This is a genomic window from Paraburkholderia oxyphila NBRC 105797 (assembly GCF_000685075.1).
Taxonomy (GTDB): Bacteria; Pseudomonadota; Gammaproteobacteria; order Burkholderiales; family Burkholderiaceae; genus Paraburkholderia; species Paraburkholderia oxyphila.
The window spans coordinates 1-21,796 of sequence record NZ_BAYD01000147.1 but is presented as its reverse complement, the minus strand read 5'-3'; the positions used below and the strand labels follow the sequence as shown (position 1 = coordinate 21,796).

18 protein-coding genes are annotated in these 21,796 nt (G+C 63.5%); 8 read left to right on the top strand and 10 right to left on the bottom strand.

Features of this window, described 5'->3' with window-relative positions; all coding sequences use genetic code 11:
• Positions 1–13 precede the first annotated feature (13 nt).
• The 5 genes from BO1_RS44245 to BO1_RS44225 form a co-directional block, all read right to left on the bottom strand.
• Positions 14–1,282 carry an NAD(P)/FAD-dependent oxidoreductase gene (locus BO1_RS44245; RefSeq protein ID WP_028223053.1) on the bottom strand — a complete coding sequence of 423 codons (1,269 nt, stop codon included), beginning with the start codon at positions 1,280–1,282 and terminating at the stop codon, positions 14–16.
• A 134-nt stretch (positions 1,283–1,416) separates the two neighbouring features.
• Complete coding sequence (locus tag BO1_RS44240) at positions 1,417–3,003, bottom strand: amino acid permease (RefSeq protein ID WP_028223052.1); 1,587 nt, start codon at positions 3,001–3,003, stop codon at positions 1,417–1,419.
• A gap of 264 nt (positions 3,004–3,267) precedes the next feature.
• Positions 3,268–4,350, bottom strand: coding sequence for a porin (locus tag BO1_RS44235; RefSeq protein WP_043288923.1), 1,083 nt, complete (start codon positions 4,348–4,350; stop codon positions 3,268–3,270).
• 209 nt (positions 4,351–4,559) lie between these two features.
• Positions 4,560–5,270 carry a YczE/YyaS/YitT family protein gene (locus tag BO1_RS44230; protein WP_028223050.1) on the bottom strand — a complete coding sequence of 237 codons (711 nt, stop codon included), beginning with the start codon at positions 5,268–5,270 and terminating at the stop codon, positions 4,560–4,562.
• A gap of 95 nt (positions 5,271–5,365) precedes the next feature.
• A complete protein-coding gene (locus tag BO1_RS44225; protein WP_028223049.1) occupies positions 5,366–7,153 on the bottom strand; it encodes an adenine deaminase C-terminal domain-containing protein in 1,788 nt (595 codons plus the stop codon).
• A gap of 166 nt (positions 7,154–7,319) precedes the next feature.
• Here BO1_RS44225 and BO1_RS44220 point away from each other — a divergent pair, with 166 nt between their 5' ends.
• On the top strand, positions 7,320–8,222 hold the full coding sequence (locus BO1_RS44220) for a LysR family transcriptional regulator (protein ID WP_028223048.1): 903 nt from the start codon (positions 7,320–7,322) through the stop codon (positions 8,220–8,222).
• Positions 8,223–8,245: 23 nt separating this feature from the next.
• Here BO1_RS44220 and BO1_RS55380 read toward each other — a convergent pair whose 3' ends face one another.
• Positions 8,246–8,494 (bottom strand): hypothetical protein, encoded by a 249-nt coding sequence (locus BO1_RS55380; RefSeq protein WP_043288922.1) that lies wholly within the window; start codon positions 8,492–8,494, stop codon positions 8,246–8,248.
• 118 nt (positions 8,495–8,612) lie between these two features.
• The gene (locus BO1_RS59915) at positions 8,613–8,759 is read right to left on the bottom strand and encodes a hypothetical protein (protein ID WP_156992753.1); all 147 of its coding nucleotides are present in this window, start codon (positions 8,757–8,759) and stop codon (positions 8,613–8,615) included.
• Positions 8,760–9,052: 293 nt separating this feature from the next.
• Here BO1_RS59915 and BO1_RS44205 point away from each other — a divergent pair, with 293 nt between their 5' ends.
• The 3 genes from BO1_RS44205 to BO1_RS44195 are packed head-to-tail and all read left to right on the top strand — an operon-like array spanning position 9,053 to position 12,724.
• A complete protein-coding gene (locus BO1_RS44205) occupies positions 9,053–11,275 on the top strand; it encodes a TonB-dependent receptor (RefSeq protein ID WP_028223047.1) in 2,223 nt (740 codons plus the stop codon).
• A 49-nt stretch (positions 11,276–11,324) separates the two neighbouring features.
• Positions 11,325–12,008 carry a Fe2+-dependent dioxygenase gene (locus tag BO1_RS44200; protein ID WP_028223046.1) on the top strand — a complete coding sequence of 228 codons (684 nt, stop codon included), beginning with the start codon at positions 11,325–11,327 and terminating at the stop codon, positions 12,006–12,008.
• Complete coding sequence (locus BO1_RS44195) at positions 12,005–12,724, top strand: PepSY-associated TM helix domain-containing protein (protein WP_028223045.1); 720 nt, start codon at positions 12,005–12,007, stop codon at positions 12,722–12,724. Before BO1_RS44200 ends, BO1_RS44195 begins: the two co-directional genes overlap by 4 nt.
• A 58-nt stretch (positions 12,725–12,782) precedes the next feature.
• Here the strand turns inward: BO1_RS44195 and BO1_RS55375 are convergent, their stop codons facing one another.
• Together BO1_RS55375 and BO1_RS55370 are read right to left on the bottom strand one after the other, a co-directional pair.
• Positions 12,783–14,537, bottom strand: a complete 1,755-nt coding sequence (locus BO1_RS55375) for a sensor domain-containing diguanylate cyclase (protein ID WP_043288921.1) — start codon at positions 14,535–14,537, stop codon at positions 12,783–12,785.
• Positions 14,534–15,676, bottom strand: coding sequence for an ABC transporter substrate-binding protein (locus BO1_RS55370; protein ID WP_043288920.1), 1,143 nt, complete (start codon positions 15,674–15,676; stop codon positions 14,534–14,536). Before BO1_RS55370 ends, BO1_RS55375 begins: the two co-directional genes overlap by 4 nt.
• A gap of 545 nt (positions 15,677–16,221) precedes the next feature.
• Between BO1_RS55370 and BO1_RS44180 the strand changes: the two genes are divergently transcribed.
• Both BO1_RS44180 and BO1_RS44175 read left to right on the top strand, forming a co-directional pair.
• Positions 16,222–16,794, top strand: coding sequence for a chromate transporter (locus BO1_RS44180; protein ID WP_028223044.1), 573 nt, complete (start codon positions 16,222–16,224; stop codon positions 16,792–16,794).
• Complete coding sequence (locus BO1_RS44175; RefSeq protein WP_043288919.1) at positions 16,791–17,360, top strand: chromate transporter; 570 nt, start codon at positions 16,791–16,793, stop codon at positions 17,358–17,360. Before BO1_RS44180 ends, BO1_RS44175 begins: the two co-directional genes overlap by 4 nt.
• Before the next feature lie 129 nt (positions 17,361–17,489).
• Here BO1_RS44175 and BO1_RS44170 read toward each other — a convergent pair whose 3' ends face one another.
• The gene (locus BO1_RS44170; RefSeq protein WP_028223042.1) at positions 17,490–18,530 is read right to left on the bottom strand and encodes a LacI family DNA-binding transcriptional regulator; all 1,041 of its coding nucleotides are present in this window, start codon (positions 18,528–18,530) and stop codon (positions 17,490–17,492) included.
• 373 nt (positions 18,531–18,903) lie between these two features.
• On the opposite strand from BO1_RS44170, the gene BO1_RS55365 reads away from it, so the two are divergent.
• Together BO1_RS55365 and BO1_RS55360 are read left to right on the top strand one after the other, a co-directional pair.
• Positions 18,904–20,277 carry a uracil-xanthine permease family protein gene (locus BO1_RS55365; RefSeq protein ID WP_063744756.1) on the top strand — a complete coding sequence of 458 codons (1,374 nt, stop codon included), beginning with the start codon at positions 18,904–18,906 and terminating at the stop codon, positions 20,275–20,277.
• Positions 20,278–20,299: 22 nt separating this feature from the next.
• Positions 20,300–21,754 (top strand): amidohydrolase family protein, encoded by a 1,455-nt coding sequence (locus BO1_RS55360; RefSeq protein ID WP_043288918.1) that lies wholly within the window; start codon positions 20,300–20,302, stop codon positions 21,752–21,754.
• The last annotated feature ends 42 nt before the right edge of the window (positions 21,755–21,796 follow it).

Below are 21,796 nucleotides of genomic sequence, written 5' to 3'. Positions count from 1 at the left end.
AAAAAACCACCTATCAATTCCGATAGGCAGCAATCGCATCACGCGCCTGAAAGGCGGTATAAGTAAGCTGCGCAGCAGCAAGCCCAGCAATCCCAAATGTCCGCGTCAACCCAAACGCGCCAAACCCCTCGGGCACCGGCTCACCCATCGCCAACGCATCCGCGAGCGTTTCACCGGCCACCGTAGTAGGCGCCATCCCATGCCCCCCAAACGCGATAGCGTGCCACACACCATCCCCATCGCGCCCGATTTGCGGCATCTTGTGCCGCGCATAGCTCATCAACCCGCCCCAGGCGAACTCAACCTTCACATCCGCCAGTTGCGGATACACACGCACGAGATCACGCCTGAGCAGCCGTGCAATAGCCTCCGGCCCACGGTCGAGCACCGAGATGCGCCCACCCCACAAAATGCGGCTGTCCTTCAACGGCCGATAATAATCAAACGCAAACCGCGTATCATAAACCGCATAAGGCGCATCAATCGCATCAGCAAGCCGCGCACCAAGCGGCTCCGTAGCAATCACATAAGTCGCGATCGGCAGAACCGCGCGCTCGATGCGCTGCACAACCCCGCGCGCATAGCCGCCACACGCGAATACCACATCCTTGGCCGTCACCGTGCCATTCGGTGTGCGCACAATGAATCCCGCGCCGTCGCGCTCGATCGACCGCGCCGGCGATTGCTCGTAAATGCGCGCGCCACCCTGCGCCGCGGCATTCGCCACGCCAAGCACGTACTTGAGCGGATGAAAATGAAACGCGTTGGGTTCGAAGAGCCCGCCGTGATAGCGCGTGGTCTTCAGCCGTGCACGCAGCGCATCCTTCGCCACCGGCTCCCATTCGACGCCGAAATCGCGCTTCATCAGCGAGCGCAATCCATCAAGCCTCGACTGATCGTCGAACCAGTTCGCCAGCATGACGCCCTTGTCGACGAGATCGCAATCGATGCCATAGCGCGCAATCCGCGCGCGAATCAGATCTACGGCGTCGATCGTCAGGCCATACAGATGGCGCGCCTTGCCCGCGCCCAACGTGCTGAGCAGGTCGCCATTGTCGAGACTATAGCCGCCAAACACGAAGCCGCCGTTGCGCCCCGATGCGCCAAAGCCGACGCGCTCGCCATCGAGCACCACAACGTCGCGCACGCCGCGCTCAACGAGCCCAAGCGCGGTGTTCAGGCCCGCAAGGCCGCCACCAATGATGCAGACCTGCGCGTCAACCTTGCCGCTCAGTTGCGGGTAAGGCTGGCGAGTAACGGTGGATTCGTAGAAGTTTTGCATGCGATTTGGCTTCAAAAAAACGGTGAATCTGATGCGGGCGCTTCGGCTCAGCCGCCTCGCATCCTTGTTGCAATGCACCGGCGCATACGCCTGAGCGCTGCGCCGGTGCAACGGTCATCGTCCGGCGCGTGAGATCATGCGTCCGGCGCCACCTTCGGCTGGGCGTTCATATAGCCCGCGTGACTCTCGCTCGATGCGGTCCCGAACTGGCTCTTTGCATGGCGCTCGACCCAAGGGGCGATCTCCATGTCTTCGTAGCGCACCAGACGGCTTTTGCGCACGATCGCGTAGCCAAACCAGACCACGAAGAACAGCGGCAAGCCAATATAGGTTGCGGCCACCCCTGCCCAGTCTATCTTGTCGGCCAGAAAAGCCTGATAGTCCTGGCCGACCGTCACGACCGAACACAGCACGGCGGCAAGAATCGGGCCGAACGGGAACAGTTTGGCCCGGTACGGCAGCTGCTCGAGGCGGTAGCCCTGCTTCAGGAAGCCCTTGCGGAACCGGTAGTGGCTGATCGCAATGCCAAGCCACGTGATGAAGCCCGCCATGCCCGAGAGATTCAGCAGCCACAGGTACATCGTCTGGTCGCCATAGAGCGACGTGAGAAAGCACAGCGCGCCCACGGCAGTCGTCGCGTACAGCGCGTTGAGCGGCACGCCGCCCGCCGAGACCTTCGCAAACAGCTTCGGTGCGCGGCCTTCGACCGCCAGATTGTAGAGCATCCGCGTGGACGCATACATGCCCGAATTACCGGCCGACAGCACGGCGGTCAGGATGACCGCGTTCATCACGCCAGCCGCGAACGCGAGGCCCGCGTGACGGAACACCAGCGTGAACGGGCTCACGCCAATATCGGTCACGTCGCTTTTCAGCAGGTTCGGATCGGTATAGGGAATGATCATGCCGATCACGAAAATCGCCAGCACGTAGAACAGCAGGATGCGCCAGAAGATCTGCTTCACCGCGCGCGGAATGGTCGTGCTCGGGTTTTCCGCCTCGCCCGCGGCCACGCCGATCATTTCGGTGCCCTGGAACGAGAATCCCGCGATCATCGCCACGCCGAGCATCGAGGCCCAGCCGCCGACGAACGGCGCGTCCTTGATCGTGAAGTTTTCGAAGCCGTTGCTGGGGCCGCCCTGCATGATGCCGAAGATCATCAGGACGCCCACCGCGATGAACGCAATGACCGTCACCACCTTGATCAGCGCGAACCAGTATTCGGCCTCGCCGAAGCCGCGCACCGACAAGGCGTTGAGCGCGAAGATCAGCGTGAGAAAGAGCGCGCTCCACCAGACGCCCGGGATCTTGGGGAACCAGTAGTGCATCACGAGCTGCGCCGCCACCAGCTCGACAGCAATGGTCACGGCCCAGCTATACCAGTAGTTCCAGCCGATCGCAAAGCCGAAGCCTTCGTCGACGAATTTCGCGCCGTAGGCCGCGAACGATCCCGAGACGGGCATGAAGGCCGCCATCTCGCCGAGACTCGTCATCAGGAAAAAGACCATCAAGCCGATCACCATGTACGCGAGCATCGCGCCCCCGGGACCTGCCTGCGAGATGGAGGCGCCCGCGGCAACGAACAGGCCCGTGCCGATGGACCCGCCAATGGCGATCATGCGCAGATGGCGCGCCTGCAGTCCGCGGTGGAGCTTGGGTGCCTTCGATCGTGAACCGGAACCGGATGAGCTCGGGGATGGATTATCGGGTTGTGAACGCATGACGTGCGCTGTCTCCTTGTTTGTCTCAGATGACGACGCACGTCTGGTTCTGCTCCCACCCGCTAGCGGCATGAACGCACTGAACCGGCCGACGTGCGTGTCGCCTTCATCGTGGGGCCGGCCGCACACGATAAGCCCTGCGGCCGGAAAAGCGCCGGCTGTGGGTGGCACAGGTCGCGACGCGGGACAGAGTGTATTGATTCAGCCGATGAAACGCCAAACGACATTTCGGAACTAGTTAATGCATCTTCATCATCAACTCGTTCAGAAACGCGTTCGAATGCCGGCGCCCCAGGTCGTCCCGCTAGAGAGCCTGGAAACGTGGTCGTACATATAGCCGACGTAGACATCGGTACGCTTGGAGAACGGATAGTCGTAGCTCAGCGTAGCGGTCTGCCGTGTCTGGTCCAGATTGCTGTTGTCGCTCGACCATGCGTACGCAGCCAGGATGCTGCCCACTCCCACCGGCACGGCCAGACCGCCCTCCAGCATGTTGACGTGAAAGCTGCTGACGAGCAGCTTGTTGCCGGTATAGGTGTATTCGCCATAGAGCTTCACGAAGTTCAGGTTGTACGAAGCGCCCAATTGCAGCGCCGTCTGGCTTTGGAAGCCGCGCAGCAGGTTGCCGAGGTCCCCTGGCGTGGAGCTGAAATTCAGGTATTGGTAAGTCGCCCCGATCGCTAGCGGGCCTCGCGTATAGGTTGCCTGTGCGGAGAATTTTTTGGCGCCGTCGTCCCCTGCCTGATTGCCGAACGCATACATCACGTGAGCGTTCAGGCCGCTGAAATCGGGCGTCGCATACTGGATCGCGTTGCTCCACGATGTACCACCAGGAATACCCTGATCGGTACGATAGCCGGGGTACGTGCCCAACGCCGAATACAGCTGATTGATGGTCGGCGAAAACGTGAATGAAGCGTAGAACGGATTGAATTGTGCGGACTGCAAATAGAGCAAGCTGCTCTGGCGCCCCAGCGTCAACGCCCCATAGGGAGAGGCAATGCCCACATACGCGTTGCGCGAGAACATCGGGTCGCCGTTGAACGAGCCGTACTGGCCGTTCTGTGGACGGAAAAAGCCCTCCACGACGAACATGGCTTTATAACCGCCGCCCAGGTCCTCTTGACCGCGAAATCCCCAGAACGAGGTCGACAGACCGCCCCCGCCCAATTCGGCGGCGCCCGATTGGCCGGGAATCCGCAAATAGCCGGCCCACGCGTCGACAATCCCGTACAACTGCACGCTCGATTGTGCGCAGGCGTGAGCGCTCATTAGCATCAGGGCGAAGGTCGCAGCAACGCTGCAGATTTTTTTGGGCGTGGCAATGCAGGCACTTTGCGTCAGCATGGCATGGTCTCTTTTGCTATTTAGAAGGACGAGCGCGTGCCAGCGTCATGATTGACGCCTCGAATCAGGCATTCGATGCAGGCCTTGCGGCCAGGCGGCAGACGCGACTCGCGGGTGATCAGACGTTCGTGAGTCAGCGGTGGGTGTGCGGGGTCGCCCCCGGCACCTCCGGCCAGGGCGGGCGAGCTTCGAACCCCCGGCAGCCGACGCTAGTTCGTGCGATGCTCGAGCGAGCGTTGCTGATACGACGTCACGGCGCCCTTCATTTTCTTGAAGAGGAAGAAGTAGAGCTTGATGTACTGCCCAACCAGAATGGCGTTCATGAAGGTGCCTTCCCGGATGAATTCAGGCTTCCCAAGGAATATGAAGCCGATCGTTGCGCTGATGAGCAGCAGCGTGCAGTCGAAGGCCGTCTTGATGTCGCCCCACCGCCAACCGGTGCGCTCGAAAACCGAATTGACGAACATGTCGATCGGCATGAGCACGAGATTCGCGCGGATCATCAGGAACAGGCCGAATGCCAGCAAGGCATCCGCGCCCGCCAGCAAGGCGAATTTCGGCAGATAGTCCTGAAAGCCGATCGAGCGCGTCAGCATCAAGTTGAGATCGAGGCAGGTCGCCAGCACGAATGCCGGAATCAACGACGCAAAGTGCTTCGGCTTGAAATCCTTGCGCAAGACCAGAAAGGTCAGGAACAACATGAACAACTCGAGCATGAAGTTGTACGTGCCCTGGCTCAGCGGCTTGTACACCAGGGTCATCGTCCGGGTCAGGCTGCTTTGTGGAGAGATGCCTATGCCCGCCCGGATAGCGAGACTGATCCCCATGGTCAAGATGTAAATGCCCATGATGTAGGTGGCCCAGCGCCGTTTCAGGCTGCCGGTATCGATGACTTCAGCTTCCCTTTCGTGATGCGCCATGACGTTCCCTTCGTTGTCTTCCTTCTTTTATGCCGTACTGGACGCCCCTTCCGATACTGGGGCGTCCACCCGTGTCTCCTCCAGCGGCGCCGGCCTCAGACCATGAAGCCAAAGCGGTCCAGCGAGATGAACAAGGTCAGCAGCTTGTTGACCACGGGTTCACCCTCATTGCGGTTGCCGAGCGTTTCCAGTGCCGCGTCGATGGCGCGGGTCGCGGCGAGCAGTTCGGAAAGGCTCATGTTGGCCATCACGCCATAGATGTCCAGCGGCAGCACCGCCTTGACCGCCTTGTCCTCGGTGACGATGCAGCCGCCCACATGGCTGTCCACCTGCTGCAGGCAATGGCACATCTCCGCGCTGTCCTGCCCGACCGCGACGAAGTAGGCCTTGGGCGCCGGCCAGAACGTCGCCACGGCGCCGCGCTCGATGGACACGCCCTTGAACAGGCCGTTGACCACATGGCGCTTGCCGTCGGCATAGCGTTGCACGACCGAGATGCGGTTGAGCCGCGTCCCCGCGAGTTCCGGGACGACTTTGCCGTCGCGCAGCGGCACCCACACTTCCTGATAGAACTTTTCATGCCCGCGGCCATAGACGTCGAACAGGTAGACCTTCGCCTCTTTGCCGTCCGCCGAGATTTCCAGCGGCACGAGGTCCAGTTGCCCGGGCGTCAAGTCGGCAAGACCGGGAACCGGCTTTTTTGCCATGCTGGAATAGTCGATATCGGCATGCTTGAGGAGCTTGCGATCTTTGGCAACCAGCTCGCCGTCCTTGAAGACGAAACGCGGATTGATTTTCGACAGGCTGTCGGTCAGCACGATATCGGCGAAGCGGCCCGGCGTCAGCGAGCCGAACTTGTTATCCATACGGAAGGCGCGCGCCGTGTAGAGTGTGGCCATCTTGATCGCCTTGATCGGCTCGATGCCCATCTCCGCGCACAGCGACACGATCCAGTCCATGTGGCCCTGGGTCAGCAGGCGGTCGACCGAAATATTGTCGGCGCACAGCTGGAAATTCTCCGCGGGCCATTTGCGCTTGACGATCGCGCGCAACATGATCTTGATGACCTCGCTGCTGCCCACGCCGAATTTGATTTGCGTTTGAAGACCGTAACGGACGCTCTTTTCGATGTCGTCTTCCTTCCAGACATCGTGATTCGCGAACGCACCAATCGCGGGCATGTAGTTCAGCATCATGTCCGAGAGCGTGGTCACGCCCCAGTGCGTATTCATGAAGCCGCCCTTCGCGCGTCCCAGCGCCGACTTGCGGAAATCGTCGTCGTTGCCCTTGCTGTAGGTGAGGTGCGCGAGCTCGCCGAGGCCGATCACCGGGTCCATCTTCAACAGCGCGTCGGTCACCGCCACCGACGTTTTCTTGCCGGGCGCAAACGCAAACACGCGGTAAGGCAAGCGTTCGTGGTTCTGGAATAGCTGCTCGGTGGCCTCCACGGCTTCCGCGCCCGCGGCGCTCACGAAGTCGAGGCATTCGGAGAAGATGGTGGTCGTGCCGCACGGCACGATGGCCTCGGCAAACGCCGCCGGATGAGCCAGTTGCGCATCGAAGTGGATATGCGCATCGATCAAGCCGGGAATGGCATAAAGGCCTTCGCCGTCGAATACCTGGCGCACCTTGATGGCCGTCTCGTCGGGATTCAGGGCAACGATGCGCTTGTTGTACACGAGAATGGACCCTTGATAGATCGTCTCGCTGTGGACATCGAGGATATTCAGGTTCTTCAGAAGCAGGTCGGCTTCTTTTTTACCGTTGAGCACGTCGAAAATCGCCCTCACCTGGTCGTAGTGGGTGGCGACCTGGTCGCGTTGGCCCGCTGCACTGGCGTTTCTCTCGCTGACTTCCTGGTACATGGCTAGTCTCACTTTCATCAATTAGTTCGAGGCTGATTTTTTGTCGGACCCCACTCGCCGGCGATCGCGACTGGGGTAATGAAAACCGAAATCACCGTAACTAAAAAGCAGTGTTTTTTGCACGGAGCGTACGCTTTTCGAGTACGATGGGCCGACCATAAGAAACCAGCGGAGACAGGCGAACATGCTGCATTCACGAACGCTGCGCTATATCGACGAGGTCGCAAGGTGCGGGTCCATCCGCGGCGCCGGCGAAAAACTCCATGTCGCGGCTTCCGCCGTCAACAAGCACGTGCTGTTGCTTGAAGAGGAAATTGGCGAGCCCCTGTTCGAGCGCCTGCCGCGCGGGCTGCGGCCCACACCGGCAGGCGAAATCCTGCTGGCCCATGTGCGCAAGACCATGGCGGAATACCGCCAGGTCGAGGCCGAGATACGCAATCTCAAGACGCTGCAAAAGGGCGAGGTCATCATCGCCACGGTCACGGGCCTCGCGAGCGGCATTGCCTCCACTGCGGCGGCCAATTTCAGCGCGCACCACCCCCATATCAAGATCTCGATCCGCGTGATGTCGGTGCGCGAGATTCATGAGGCGCTCGTGAGCGGCGAGGCCGATCTCGGGCTCGGCTTCAACCTGCCGCCCTCGCCTCAACTCGAAAGCCTCTGGGAAATGGACACGAGCCTCGGCGCCGTGATTTCGCCGAAGCACGCGCTGGCGCGCATGGAGTCCATACCGCTCGCTTACTGCGCTTCGTATCCGCTCATCTTCGCCGACCGCTCCATGCTGATTCACGGCATCGTCGCCGAGACCTTCGAGGAGGCGGGACTCAGCGTCGAGCCCGCCTTCCGCACGAATTCGATCGAGACGATGAAGCGCCTCGCCGCCGCGAGCGAGGGCATTGCCTTTCTCAGCAAGTACGACATTGCGGAGGAGTACCGCCAGGAGGTGCTCACGTACCGGCAGATTCGCGACCGTGCGTTCAGCAAGAACGTGCTCTCGCTCGTGCGCCGCGAAAAGCACGGACGGGGCCTCGCGAGCTTGCTGCTCGCCGAGGAAATCATGAACGTGCTGGGTTCGATGAGCGCGTGAGCGCCGCGAGGCCGGGCGTTGCGTTAGTGGCGCCCCGCATACCCGCCGCTGCGCCGGTTCACGGCGTTGTGAACCTCGTAGCTGTCCAGTTCGCTCAGCAGCGAGTCGATCGCCACCAGCTGCGCCTTGGTCAGGTGCTCCGAAGCGAGCAATTGATTGAGCCGCCGGCGCCAATAAGCGGCCGGCAAGGCGGTTTCATCGGCGGGTCTGCACAAAGAGAACCGCACCGCGCGAGTGATGTGTGCAATTTCCTGGTCGAGCAAGGTCATCATGGAGCCCCTCCCTAAGGGTTGCCATCGGCCCGGCCTATGCCATCGTCATCGCACTGCGCTCGCCACTCAGGCGAAACGTCAGCGCGCGCTCGCGGCATGACCGCTCTTTTCCCGGCGCTCAGATGTCTATCGTTTCTTTCATTCGGGTGATCACCTCCTCAGCCATCTTCAGGGCAATGGAAAAAGTATAGGCGGCGCATTTCATCTGACAAGTGATGCCGCTGGTGTTGCGCTGCACCGCGCCAAATACATCAGAAGAAAGCACAATTAATTACAATAATCATTCTTATAATTACATTTACATTACTTTAACAGCGATGAACTCCAAAGCCCGAAATATTGCTGAAATCTCGCCGCCCCGATTGAAACAATTTGAAGCATATGGAATGATATCGATTCTCATTCCCGTGGAACGCCCGGGACGCTTTTAAACAGAACCAGCCAGCTTAGTGTCGTTTCCCCGTGCATGTGGGGCGGCCCCGCCAGCCAACCCGCCCGCGCCTTTCGCGCCACCCGTGCGCCATCGATCGCCCGGTTTTTTCCTTGCACAGGGACCCCATGTTGAACAGGACGCCGCTCGCGAGTGCGCTCGCGCTGGCCTTTGCCGTACCTTTTGCTTCGTCCGCGCTCGCGCAAAGCGCGCCTGCCGCGGCCTCCGGCGCCGCCGTCACGCCGCCACCCGCCCAACAGGCCCAGGCCACGCCGGCAAGCCAGCGCCCGGCAACGGATAACGCCACCTTGCCCGCGGTTGCCGTCTCGGGCCAGGCCCCTGTTCAGGACTTCCAGGCAGAAACGTCGACCGTTGGCGCGAAGACGCCCACGGCGCTGCGCGACATTCCTCAAACCGTCACGGTCATCAACAAGGCGGTGATGCAATCGCAGGGCGCCACCTCGTTTCAGGACGCCCTGCGCAACGCGCCGGGCATCACGATCGGCGGCGCGGAAGGCGGGCAGATCGGCAACAACATCAACCTGCGCGGCTTCACGGCCCAGAACGACATCTATCTCGACGGCTTTCGCGATCGCAACCAGTACTATCGCGACACCTTCGATCTCGAGTCGATCGAAGTGCTCTACGGCCCCTCGTCGATGCTGTTCGGGCGCGGCTCGACGGGCGGCGTGATCAATCAGGTGACCAAGCAGGCGACGCTCAAGCCGCTCACCGAAGTGTCGGCCACGCTCGGCACCGACGACCGCTATCGCACGACGCTCGACGTGGACCGCCCATTGGGCGACCATGCCGCGTTCCGCCTGAACGCGTTCGGCCAGTCGATGGGCTCGACGCGCGACGAGATGAAGAACAAAGACTACGGCTTTGCACCCGAGCTGCGCTTCGGCATCGGCACGCCCACGGAAATCACGCTCTCGGCGCTCATTCAGCACAACTACGATATGCCCGACTACGGCGTGCAGTCGATCAACGGTCATCCGTTCGCGCCGTCGAAGAGCACGTATTATGGCCTCACCGACGACCGCACGATCCAGGACGTGCAAACGGTCCAGGCGCGCATCGATCACAAGTTCAACGACCAGTTCAAGATCAGTAACCAGACGCAGTTCTCGCACTCGCTCACCGACGCGCGCGAGACCGCGGCGGGCGCCGTGCTCACCGGCCCGCTCGCGTCGAGCACCGCGCTCAGCAACGGCAACTACACCACGCTGCCGCTTTCCGATCTCTATGTGAAGCTCGCGAGCCACGACCGCGTGATCGAGAACCACTCGATCTACAACGATACGATGGCGCAATACACCTTCACGACAGGCTTGCTGAAGCACGAGATCATCGCGGGCGTGGAGGTCGGCCACGACAGCTATACGAACCAGGCCTATACGCGCAACAATCTGCCGATCGTCTCGCTCATCGATCCCGTCTATATTCCGACGCCATCGAACGTCACGCAGACGGTGGGCAATCACGCGGAATCGGGCGCGACCTCGATTGCCGCGTACATCAACGAAACGATGTCGATCGGCGAGCACTGGAAGCTCGTTGGCGGCGTGCGCTGGGATCGCTTCCAGGCGCACATCGCGAACACGGTCAGTGCGCCGTCCTATGCGGACCAGACCAATACCTTCACGAGCGTGCGCGCGGGCGCGATCTGGCAGCCCACCGACTGGCAGTCGTATTACTTCTCGTACGGCACCTCGTTCGACCCGTCGCTCGAGGCGCTCACGGTCACGAACAACACGCAGAACCTCGCGCCCGAGCACACGAAGTCGTATGAAGTGGGCAGCAAATGGGACCTGCTCGGCGGCAATCTCTCGGTGACCTCGGCGTTCTTCCAGCAGGAGATGGACAATGCGCGCACGCAGACTTCGACGGGTGAATACACGCTCGAAGGCGACATTCGCGTGCGTGGCTTCCAGGCCGGCGCCACGGGCCACATCACCGACAAGTGGCAGGTGTTCGCGGGCTATACGTATATGGACGGCGTGGTGCTCAAGGCGCTCGACGGCACCCAGGGGCACACGCCGGCCAACACGCCGCGCAACACCTTCACGCTGTGGACCACCTATGCGTTCACGCCGCATTGGGAAATTGGCGGCGGGCCGACCTACATGTCCTCGCGCTATGCGGCGAACACGAACTATGTGGAGACGGGTGGCTATACGCGCTGGGATGCCATGGCCGAGTACCACGAAAAGAAGTGGGACGTGCGCCTGAACCTGTTGAACCTCACCAACAAGTTCTACTACGACGCCCTCATTCAATCCGATGGCGGGCGCTCGGTGCCCGGTATCGGCCGCACCTTCCTCGCGACGGCCGATTACCGGTTCTGAAACAGCCGGCTGTGACCATGCAACACGCAACGAACCAGGGAAGCAGGCAATGCTGATCCACGTCCCCAACGTACTGGCCCCCCAGCAGGTGCGCGCGCTGCGCGAGCGGCTCGACCACGCAGGCGAGGCCTGGGTGGACGGCCGCGCCACGGCCGGATGGTCCGGCGCCCCCGTGAAGCGCAATCAGCAGATTGCCGAGCACACGCCGCTCGCGCGCGAGCTCGGCGACGTGGTGCTCGCGGCCATCGAGCGCCATCCGCTCTTCATCAGCGCGGCACTGCCCAACCAGGTGTACCCGCCGCTCTTCAACCGCTACGAAGGCGGCATGACATTCGGCAGCCATGTCGATGGCGCGGTGCGCGTGCTGCCCAATGGCCAGAAGCTGCGCACCGATGTGTCGGTCACGCTTTTCCTCTCCTCTCCCGACGAATACGACGGCGGCGAGCTCGTGGTCGAAGACACCTATGGCGTGCAGGAAGTGAAGCTGCCGGCCGGCGACCTGATCGTCTACCCGGCCACGAGCCTGCACCAGGTGAAGCCGGTCACGCGCGGCGCGCGCGTGGCGAGCTTCTTCTGGGTGCAAAGCCTCGTGCGCGACGACACCAAACGCGCGCTGCTGTTCGACATGGACACCGCCATCCAGCGGCTGAACGCCAGCGACGCCGACGCCGGCGCGCGCCGCAGCCTCGTGGGCTGCTATCACAATCTTCTGCGACTCTGGAGCGAAACATGAGCCTGACCGGCACCGCCGAAATCGATGCGCCGCGCACGCGCCGTGACGCCAAAGCCCGCGACGAGTCCATCGAACGCACCGAACACACGAAGCGCTCGCGCCGCGCGAATTTCATCAAGTGGCTGCGCAAGGTGCACGGCTGGGTGGGGCTCTGGGGCGCGGCACTCGGCCTGCTCTTCGGCACCACGGGCTTCGTGCTCAACCACCGCGCCGGGCCGCTGCACATCCCGGCAGGCGCGCCGCAGGTTTCGACGCTCGAGCTCGCGGTGCCCAGCCCCGCGCCCGAGACGCCGCGCGAGATGGTGAAGTGGCTGAGGTCGCAAACCGATCTCAAGCTGCCGGCGCGCATGGGCCGCGTGCAGAAAGAGCCCGCGCACACGGTGGCCTGGGGCGATCGCAAGGCCGTGCAGCCCGAGCATTGGCAGATGATGTTCTCGTCGCCTCAGGAGAGCGTGACGGTCGAGTACTGGGCCGGCAACGATCACCTCACGCTCAAGCGCAACGACAACGCGTTGCTCGCGACGCTCACGAACCTGCACAAGGGCGTGGGCATGAGCATCGGCTGGGTGCTGTTCATCGACAGCTTCGCCGGCGCGCTGATTCTGCTCTCGCTCACGGGCGTGCTGCTGTGGACCGAGCTGAACAAGCGCAAGACCGTGGGCGCCGTGCTGCTGATCGGCTCGATCGTCGTGGCCGTGTGCGTGGGGCTCGCCTGAGCGCGCGTTGCTGTCGTGGTCCGTTTTCGTGGCCCGGCCAGCACGCCGCCGTGGCAGCTTAAGGGCCGCGCGGGACAAGGTCCGCGCCTGGCCGCTCGGCCAGATCCCCATAGCGGACATAGCGCGTATCCACCGATGTCTTGGCCACATACATGGCCGTATCCGCCTTCGCGAGCAGTGCTTCGGCATGATCGCCGTCGGCCGGAAATTCGCTGATGCCGATGCTCACGCCTACGGTCATCAGGTGGATGCCGAGCGAAACGGGCGTCTCCATCACCGCCTCGATGCGGGCCGCCGTGACGCGTATCGCTTCGGGCGTTCGCACGCCGGTCAACAGGATGACGAACTCGTCACCGCCGAAGCGGGCGACGACATCCGAGCCGCGCAACGCCGCGCGCAGGCGCTGCGCGACCACCATGAGGGTGCGGTCACCGGCCGAGTGTCCGAGCTGATCGTTGATCTGCTTGAAGCCATTCAGGTCGACGAACATTACGGCCAGCGTCTCGCCGCTGACCGACGCGCGCCGTATCGCCAGCTCGAGTTGCTCCATGAAGCGCATCCGGTTCGGCAAGCCCGTGAGCGTGTCGTGTCCCGCAAGGTGAGTCAGCTCCTCCTGCCGTGTATGCAGCGCATCGACCTGGGAGCGGATCTCGCTGCGCATGCGATCGAAGCAGCGCGCAAGCACGCCAATCTCGTCCGAGCGCCCAACGGGCAAACGCTCCATGGCGTCTTCGTCGAAGATATGCGTGACCGCATCCGCTAGCGTGCGCAGCGGCCGCGCCAGCGCGCGCGCAAACAGGACCGCCAGCAGGATCGCGAGGGTGCTCGAGATCAGCACGAGCCGCACGATCTGCGCGCCGAGCGCGTTGGCGGACGCGAGCACGTCGGTGAGCGGCCGCGCGAGACCGAGCGCGATGAAGCGGTTGCCGTCCACGAGACCGAACGGCGAACGCACGAACGCGAACACCTCGGCCGGCGGCTCCTGCGCGTGCGCGTAGCCGTTGAACGTCAGGCTGGTGCGCCCGCCGTCAAACAGCGGCGCGGTGGCCGGGAAGCTCTTTTGCATCAGCACGCGCCGGCCGCGCTCGAAACCGAAGGTCTGGGCCGGATCTGGATGGACGAGAAAATCGCCCCACTCGTTGGCCATGTACACCACGTAGTCGGCGGGCAGGTCGCGCTCGATGCGCTTGAACACCTGGGTCAAGTCGACGTCGATGACCAGCACGCCGACTTTTTCGCCGTGTTCATCCGCGATCGGCGTGCCGACCCTCACCACCGGCTGCTCCTGACCCGGGTCCGGACTGGGACCTTCCTTCAGGCCGATCGGCGAGATGTAGACGCGCTCCGCGTTCGCCGAAAGCGTGTCGAACACATAGGGAAACTGGCCCTTCTCCTGCAATTGATCGTCGGGCACGACCTCGACGCCTTGCGCGCCGCGATCGACACGAATGCGCTCCAGCCCGTAGTGGGAGCGCGAAATCAGGCGTATCTGCAGGTACTCGGGATGATGCTGCATGAAGCCGCGGAAGACCTGCTTGAGCCTTGCGTCGGCGGGACTGGGCGAACCGCCCCGCGCGACGATCTCGGACGAAGGCAAGCTCGCGAGCACGAGGGCGTCGTCGGCGACGTCGCCGAGCGCCGCGGTGAAACGCTGGCTCAGCAACTGCGTCGAGGTGAGCAGGCTGTGCTCCGCTTCGTGCATGAGCATCTGGCGATTGGCGCGATAGGTCGAGTAGCCGGTCGCGCCCGACGCCAGCACGCCAATGAAGACGAGCAGGATCGAGAGCCTCGAAGTCAGACCGAGCTTGATCATTCCGGAAAGCTCCTCAACCGGTCGCCCGACTCGATCCGGTGCCACAGCGCTTCGCGCTCGCCGACGTTCTCGACGCGCTGCAGCCAGACGAGATGCGGCCCCGCGCCGGAAACCTCGCCGGACGCATTGCCGGATACCGGTGTCATCGTGTTCGCGAGCCCCTCGCGCTGCGTCAGCTGCTTGCCGATCTGCGGCTCGAGCATCGCGTTGATCCACTCGTGGGCCAGCGCCGGATTGCTCGCGTTGCGCGTGATCGCCCAGCAATCGAGCCAGGCGAGCGCGCCCTCGTCCGGAATCACGTAACCCACGTCCACGCCCGCCTCGCGCAACTGCTCGACCTGCTGCGTGCCGTAATTGCCGAACATCAGCGCCACATGGTGCTGGACGAACTGCGCGGTCGCCTCTTCAGGCAGCGTGTAATACGTGAGCAGATTGCGCCGCAAGCTCACGAGCTCGCGCGTGACGGTGCGCATCTGCTCGGGCGACAGGTGAAACGGATCGCGATAGCCGAGCGCCAGCGCGGTGAACGAGAAGTTGTGCTGCGCGCTGTTGAAATCGAGCACCTTGCCCTGGTAGCGCGGATCCCATAGCGCGCGCATCGAGTGCGGTGGATCCGGAATCTGCTTGCGGTCGTAGATGAGCCCCATCGACGAATAGGTAAACGGAATCGCGTAGGCATGGCCGGCCTCCACGAGCCCGCGAATGGCGGCGAGCCGCTGAAAATACGGCTGCTGCCACTGGCGATTCGGAATGCGCGAGAGGTCGAGCGCCGCGAGCATGCCGTCGTGGGCATAGCGCTCGATCTCGGCGGTATTGGCCGCCAGCACGTCGAATGGCGGCGGCACGGCGCTATGCATGCGCGCCCAGAGCGCTTCATCGGAATCGACGAGCGTGACTTCGACTCTGGCGTGGAAGCGCTTTTCGAACGCGTGGACCCAGTCGTCGTCCGCATAGCCGGGCCAGGCGAGCACGCGCAGCACGGACTGACGCGGCGAATGGGAATCCGCGAGCGTGCGCGTCCAGAGAAAGCACAGCAAAAGGATGACCAGGGCCGCCGGCGTGGCCCAGCGGCTCGTGCGACCTCGCGCGCCCTTCCCCTTGTTGAAACGGCAAACGACCGTTTTGAGGCGTCGCTTCATTTCTCAAGCTTGTTCAGTGCTGTTTTAGGGTTCCGCGAGCCGCGTACCCATTTTTGACAAAGCGAAGACACCGCTTCGCTCGACCCCGTAACTCAACCGCAACCCGATAATGGGTCCCCCCCGTACATCTTATCGAAGACAGAAAACCAGAATATGCCGCCCAGGTTATTTTCAGCACAAGGGAAAACCCGGCTAGCCGAAACCAGCCCCCTTCCGGCGCCCAACAAACGATAACTACTTCTATTTGCCGGCGAATGTTATTGCTGCCATCGTGACGCGATTATTTTCATTCCGCATGACGATATCTAACGTTGCGCAGCCCCACTTAATCCTTGGTCGATTTTTAAAGGTTGAGCCCAAACACGAAACTCGCGTTTCAACAGAAAACCGCTGTTCCAGAATCAGGACTTTCATCGCAGTCGCGCTGACGCAATGAGCACGGCTGATTGCGGTCCCGCTCGCCGAAAGAGGCAGGAAGCTTGTTGTAAGGTCATCAATCGACAATATCGGGGTACTCACCCCACTCTGCGACTGCCGCCCTTTTCGTGACCGACACCACGCCCCCCTCACATGCACGCCCAACCCTGCTGGGTCTCTTTCTGATTTTCAGCCGCATCGGCCTGACCAGCTTCGGCGGCGGCCTCAGCGGCTGGCTGCTGCGCGAATTCGTTCAGGAGCGCGAATGGATCGACGAGGACGAGTTCCTCAACGGCCTGGCGCTTTCGCAGGCGCTGCCGGGAATCAACGTCAAGAACATGGCGATCTGGATCGGGCACAGGCTGCTGGGCTGGCGCGGCGCCGCCGTTGCCGTGGCGGGCGTGCTCGTGCCGCCCGCCATCGTCATCGTGGTGATGGGCACGCTGATCGGCGCCCTGATCGTTCATCCGGTGACCAAGGTGCTGCTCGCGGGGGCCGCCGCCGCGGCCACCGGGCTGTCGCTCTCGATAGGCGTGCTCACCGCGAGGCGAGTCCGACGGCAATGGGTGCCCTTGCTGCTGATGGCGGCCACCTTTCTCACGATCGGCATCTTGCGCTGGCCGCTCGTGTGGGTGGTCGTGATTGGCGCCGCGCTCAGCATCGGCCACGAATACGTGGCGATTCGCAGGGGCGCGCGATGAACCTGCGCATTCTTGGGCAACTCGCCGCCATCTTCGCACCGCTGTCACTCGTAACGATCGGCGGCGGCCAGGCCATCATCGCGGAGATTCAACGCCAGGTTGTCGACGTGCACGCGTGGATGAGCCCCGCGCAGTTCGCCGCCGACTTCGCGATTTCCCGCATGGCGCCGGGGCCGGGCTCACTGCTCGTCACGCTGATCGGATGGCAGGTCGCCGGCTTCTGGGGCGCGGTGGTCGCCACGGCCGCGCTCCTGCTGCCAACCGGTTTCCTCATCTACGGCGTCACGCATGTCTGGAGCCTCTATCGAGGCGCAACGTGGCAACTCGCACTCGAACGGGGGCTGCGGCCCATCGCGGCAGGCATGATGCTCGCGGCGGGATGGGTGCTGCTTAGAACCCTCAATGGCGGCCTGCCCGCCAAGGCGATCGCCGTGATCTCGCTCTTCATCCTGCTGAAGACCCGAGTTAATCCGCTGGTGCTGCTGCTGGTGGGGGCGATCGTGCTGGTCGGCATCAGCCAGTTTGGCGGTGCGCTGCCTCAATGGCTGCACGTGCAAGTCGAGTGATGCGGGTACCCCGGCGTGCAGGCAGGCCGGAGGCCGCAGCACAGTGCGTGCGGCCAGCCGCCGACGTGATGATGCGGTTGGGGTGACGTCCGAGCAATGAGGCGCGCACAGATAGTTGCGCGCGCAACCTTATGCGTCCCCCGCCTCGGCAACCGAAGATTCGCGGATCACCAGCGACGGGTCGGCCGGCGTGGCGGACGGTGCGCCGCCCTTGCCGGCCAGATGATCGAACAGCAGCGCGACGGCTTGCGACGCCATTTCGTCGAGATGAAGATCGACGGCCGTGAGCGGCGGACGGCAGCTGCGCGCACGAATCCCGTCGTAGCGCGTGGCGATCCTGACGTCGCCGGGCACGCGCCGGCCGGCATCGGCGAGACCTTGCACGGCGCCCACGGCGAACGCGTCGACCAGCGCGCACAGCCCGTCGAGCTGCGGATGCTGCTGCAATAGCGCCGCGCACGCCTCGCGGCCCGCCTCCTCGCCGCCCGCTTCGTCGGCCACCGCAATCACGGGCGTCATGCCGTGCTCCGCGCAGAACCGCTCATAGGCCGCGCGCGACTCGACGTACGAATTGCGCTGCTGCGCGCCGATCAAGAGTGCAATCTGCCGGCTGCCCTGCTCGTGCAGATGGCGCAGCAACAGGGCCGTGGTGGCGAACGAGTGGATGTCGACATACGGCACCGCGTCGTTGCCGGGCAAACGCCCGAGGCACACGACGGGCAGGCCGCGCTCCTGCAGATGGGTCACGTTTGCATCGTCGGCGGTCGGCTCGATCACGATGGCGCCGTCGATGTCGAGCTGCTCGAGCGGCAGCCGCCCCGCCATCACGGGCGGCACGAGCACCAGCGCGAGCCCGCGCGTGAGTGCGGCGGCCGCCGCGACCGCCGCGACTTCCATCAGAAAGCCGAGCCGCGACGCGCCGCCGGCGATCTCGAACGGCATCGACGAAATCAGCGCGATGGTGCGCGCCTCGCCCGTGCGCAGCCGTTGCGCGCGCACGCTCGGACGGTAGCCGAGCTCGCGGGCCACGTCCTTCACGCGCTGGCGCGTTTGCGGATCGACGTAGCCCTTGTCGTTCAACGCGTGCGACACGGTAGTCGTGGAGACGCCCGCGGCGCGGGCGACGTCGGCAATGGTCGGCCGCGGCTTGGGCGGCGCTGGACTTTGCATGCTGTTTCTCTCGCTTGAGTCCCTGGTGTGTGTCTGGTGGGTCCCTGATGATTCCCGGCTGAACACCGGATACGTCCCGGATTTTCGCATGCGGGCGCGGCGGCCCGGCGGTGAGCCAGGTGCCCAGGCACAGCGCACCGCCTGGCCTCGTCCGCGTGCTATCGCGACCACCCGGTCGATAAATAATCCAGCTTGACAGAGCCAATCTGACGCACCATTCTACGATAGCAAATCGATTTGGGGCGCCCGCCCATTTTTCGCGCCGCATCCCAAATCGATTTGGGATGCGATTTCAGATTCACAGCGGTTTTCCAGAACAACGACACACCCTCGCAGACGTGAGGCGGTCTGCGACTAATGGAGACACGAAGTCATGACGAAAGCCCAGCAGGTTCACGCTGTCGATGAGCGGCTACCGCTCGTCAAATTGATGTTGTTCGGCCTGCAGCACGTGCTGGTCGTGGCGGCGTCCCCGATCACGGCGGTCTTTCTGGTCGCGAAGGCGCTCGGCCTCGCGTCCGCGCTGACCGTCGACCTGATCAGCGCGACGTTTCTCGTCTGCGGAATCGGCACACTGCTGCAGTCGTTCGGTCCGCTGCGCTTTGGTGCGCGCCTGCCGTTCATCATGGTGCCGGGCGGCGCACCGGTGGTGCTGTTCGTCCTGATCGCGCAGCAAACCGACCTGCGCACGGCCGCCGGCGCGACCATCCTCACGGGCCTGTTCTACTTCCTGCTGCTGCCCGTGTTCAGGCGCTGCCTGCGCTTTTTCCCGCGCATCGTGATTGGCACGATGCTGATCCTCGTCGCCATCAACCTGATCCGCATCTACGGCGTCGTGATCGTCGGCCGCCCGGGCACCGCGGAATTCGGCAGCCCGGCCGGGATCGGACTCGCGCTCGCGACGGTTGGCTTCACCGTGCTGTTCGCGAAGCTCTTCAAGGGCATGCTCGGGCAGCTCGCCGTGCTGCTCGGCCTGCTCGCGGGCGCGGCGCTGGCCTCGGCGCTGGGCTTGATGAGCTTTGCCAACGTGTGGCCCGGCGCCGTCATCACGATGCCCACGCCGCTGCCTTTCGGCATGCCGCATTTCGACCTCTTCGCCGCGCTGCCGCTGCTGATCTTCAGCGTGATCTCGATGGCGGAAGCCACGGGCCAGACCGTGGCGATCGCCGAAATCGTGGGCAAGGAGATCGACCCGCGCGTGGCCGTGCCGCAGACGATCCGCGCCGACGCGCTCATGTCGGTGCTCGGCGGACTCTTTGGCACCTCGCTGATCATCACGAGCAGCGAGAACATCGGCATCGTGGAAGCCACGGGCATCCGCTCGCGCTATGTCACCGCGATGGCCGGCGCGCTGCTGATTGCGATCGCCGTGCTCGCGCCATTGAGCCGCCTCGCCAATGCCATACCCGCCGCGGTCGTGGGCGGCACGGCGCTGATCGTCTTCTCGATCATCGGTGTCATGGGCATCAACCTGCTGCGCCAGGTGGACCTGCGCTCGCGCGCCAACATGTACACGCTCGCCGCCGCGCTGACGATGGGGATCCTGCCGATCGTCGTGCCCGGCCTCTACAGCCGCTTTCCCGCGACGCTGCAAATCGTGCTCGGCAACGGGCTCGCAATGGGCGCGCTGACCGCCGTGATCGTCAACCTGATCTTCGAGCATCTGAGCCTGCGCTGGCGCACCCGCGAGACCCACCCTGCGAGCGCGCTCGAAGCCGCCGTCAACGAAAACCCTTCCTGCCACTGAACCCACCCAGTCCAAGCTCATCATGCCAATTCGCACTCCTGCCGCTTCATCCCGCTCTCCCGAGCGCACCGAACTGTGCGCCGACGAACTGCTGCTGTTGCCCGACTATTTGCTGCTCGCCGATGGCCCGGTGCGCGAGCATGCGGTCGTGGTCGCCGACGGACGGTTCCTCGACATCGGTCCTGCCGATGAACTCGTCGCGCGCTACCCGCTGCTGACGCCGCTCGCGCTGCCGGGCAAGCTGCTGATGCCGGGATTCGTCGATGCGCACCATCACCTCACGCAGTCGTTCGGCAAGGCGCTCGCCTTCGGCGAGCCTTCGGAGATCTACCGCCGCATCTGGGTCCCGCTCGAGAACTGCCTCGACGACAATATGTTGTACTTATCGACCAAGCTTGCCGCGCTCGAAGCGCTGCGCGGCGGCTTCACGACCGTTTGCGACGCCGGCACGCGCTCGGACAGCGACGTCTCGACGATCGCCGCGGCCACCCAGGAAGTGGGTGTGCGTTGCGTGCTCGGCATGATTTGCAACGACCTGGGCGGACATATCGATGCGCGCGAGCGTGGGGCCATCGTCGCGCGAGCGCAGGCGCATCTTGCGCATTGGGACGGCCACGCGCTCGTGCATCCGTCGCTGGCGATTTCGGTGCCCGAAGCGGGCTCTGACGGCATGCTGCAGACCGTTGCCGCCCTGTGCGCCGAAGCCGGCGCCGTGTTCCAGACGCATGCCAACGAGCATCTAGCATCGGTCGAGCGCTCGATTGTGGGGCGCAAGATGCGGCCTATCGAGCATCTTCATCATGCGGGCGCGCTGGGGCCGCAGACGCTGATCGCGCATGCGACGCTCGTCACGCCCTCCGAGTTGAATCTGCTGCGCGATACGGGCGCGGCTGTGAGCTACAACCCTGTGGCGAGCTCGTGGAAGGGCAACGCGGTGGCGCCGGCGATGCAGATGGCGGCGCTAGGTATACGGTTTGGGCTGGGGACCGATGGGACGCGTAGCGATGCGTTCAGGTTGCTCGATGCGGCTGAGACCGCGCAGCGGCTTGCGTTTGGGTTTGCGACGGGTGACTCGTCGTGTGGTGCCGGCAAGCTGTGGGTCGATCATGCGTTGCGTGGGGGCGCCGATGCCGTGCGGCTTGGTGCGTTGACGGGCGAGATCGCTCGCGGCAAGGCCGCCGACTTCTTGCTCGTGGATCTCGATGTGCCGGAAATGCGGCCGTCGTGGGAGCTCGAATGGGAGCTCGTGAGACTCGCTAATCGTAGTCAGATTGATGCGGTGTTTGTTGAGGGACGCCTGCGGCTTTGGAACGGCTGGCCGGTTGATTGGGATGCGCGCGCATTTTTGCGTGAGGTTGATGAGGCCGCTGCTGCGGTCGTGGCGCGGGCGCCTATTCAGAGGGTTCATGCGATGCCCTTTTCTGGGGCCTCCGCGGCGGGCGTTCAGGTGAATGCGCAGGCTGTGGCGGCGTCCTGAGTGCGCTGTTCATACTGCGAGTCGTGGTGGCTCCAGCTTTGT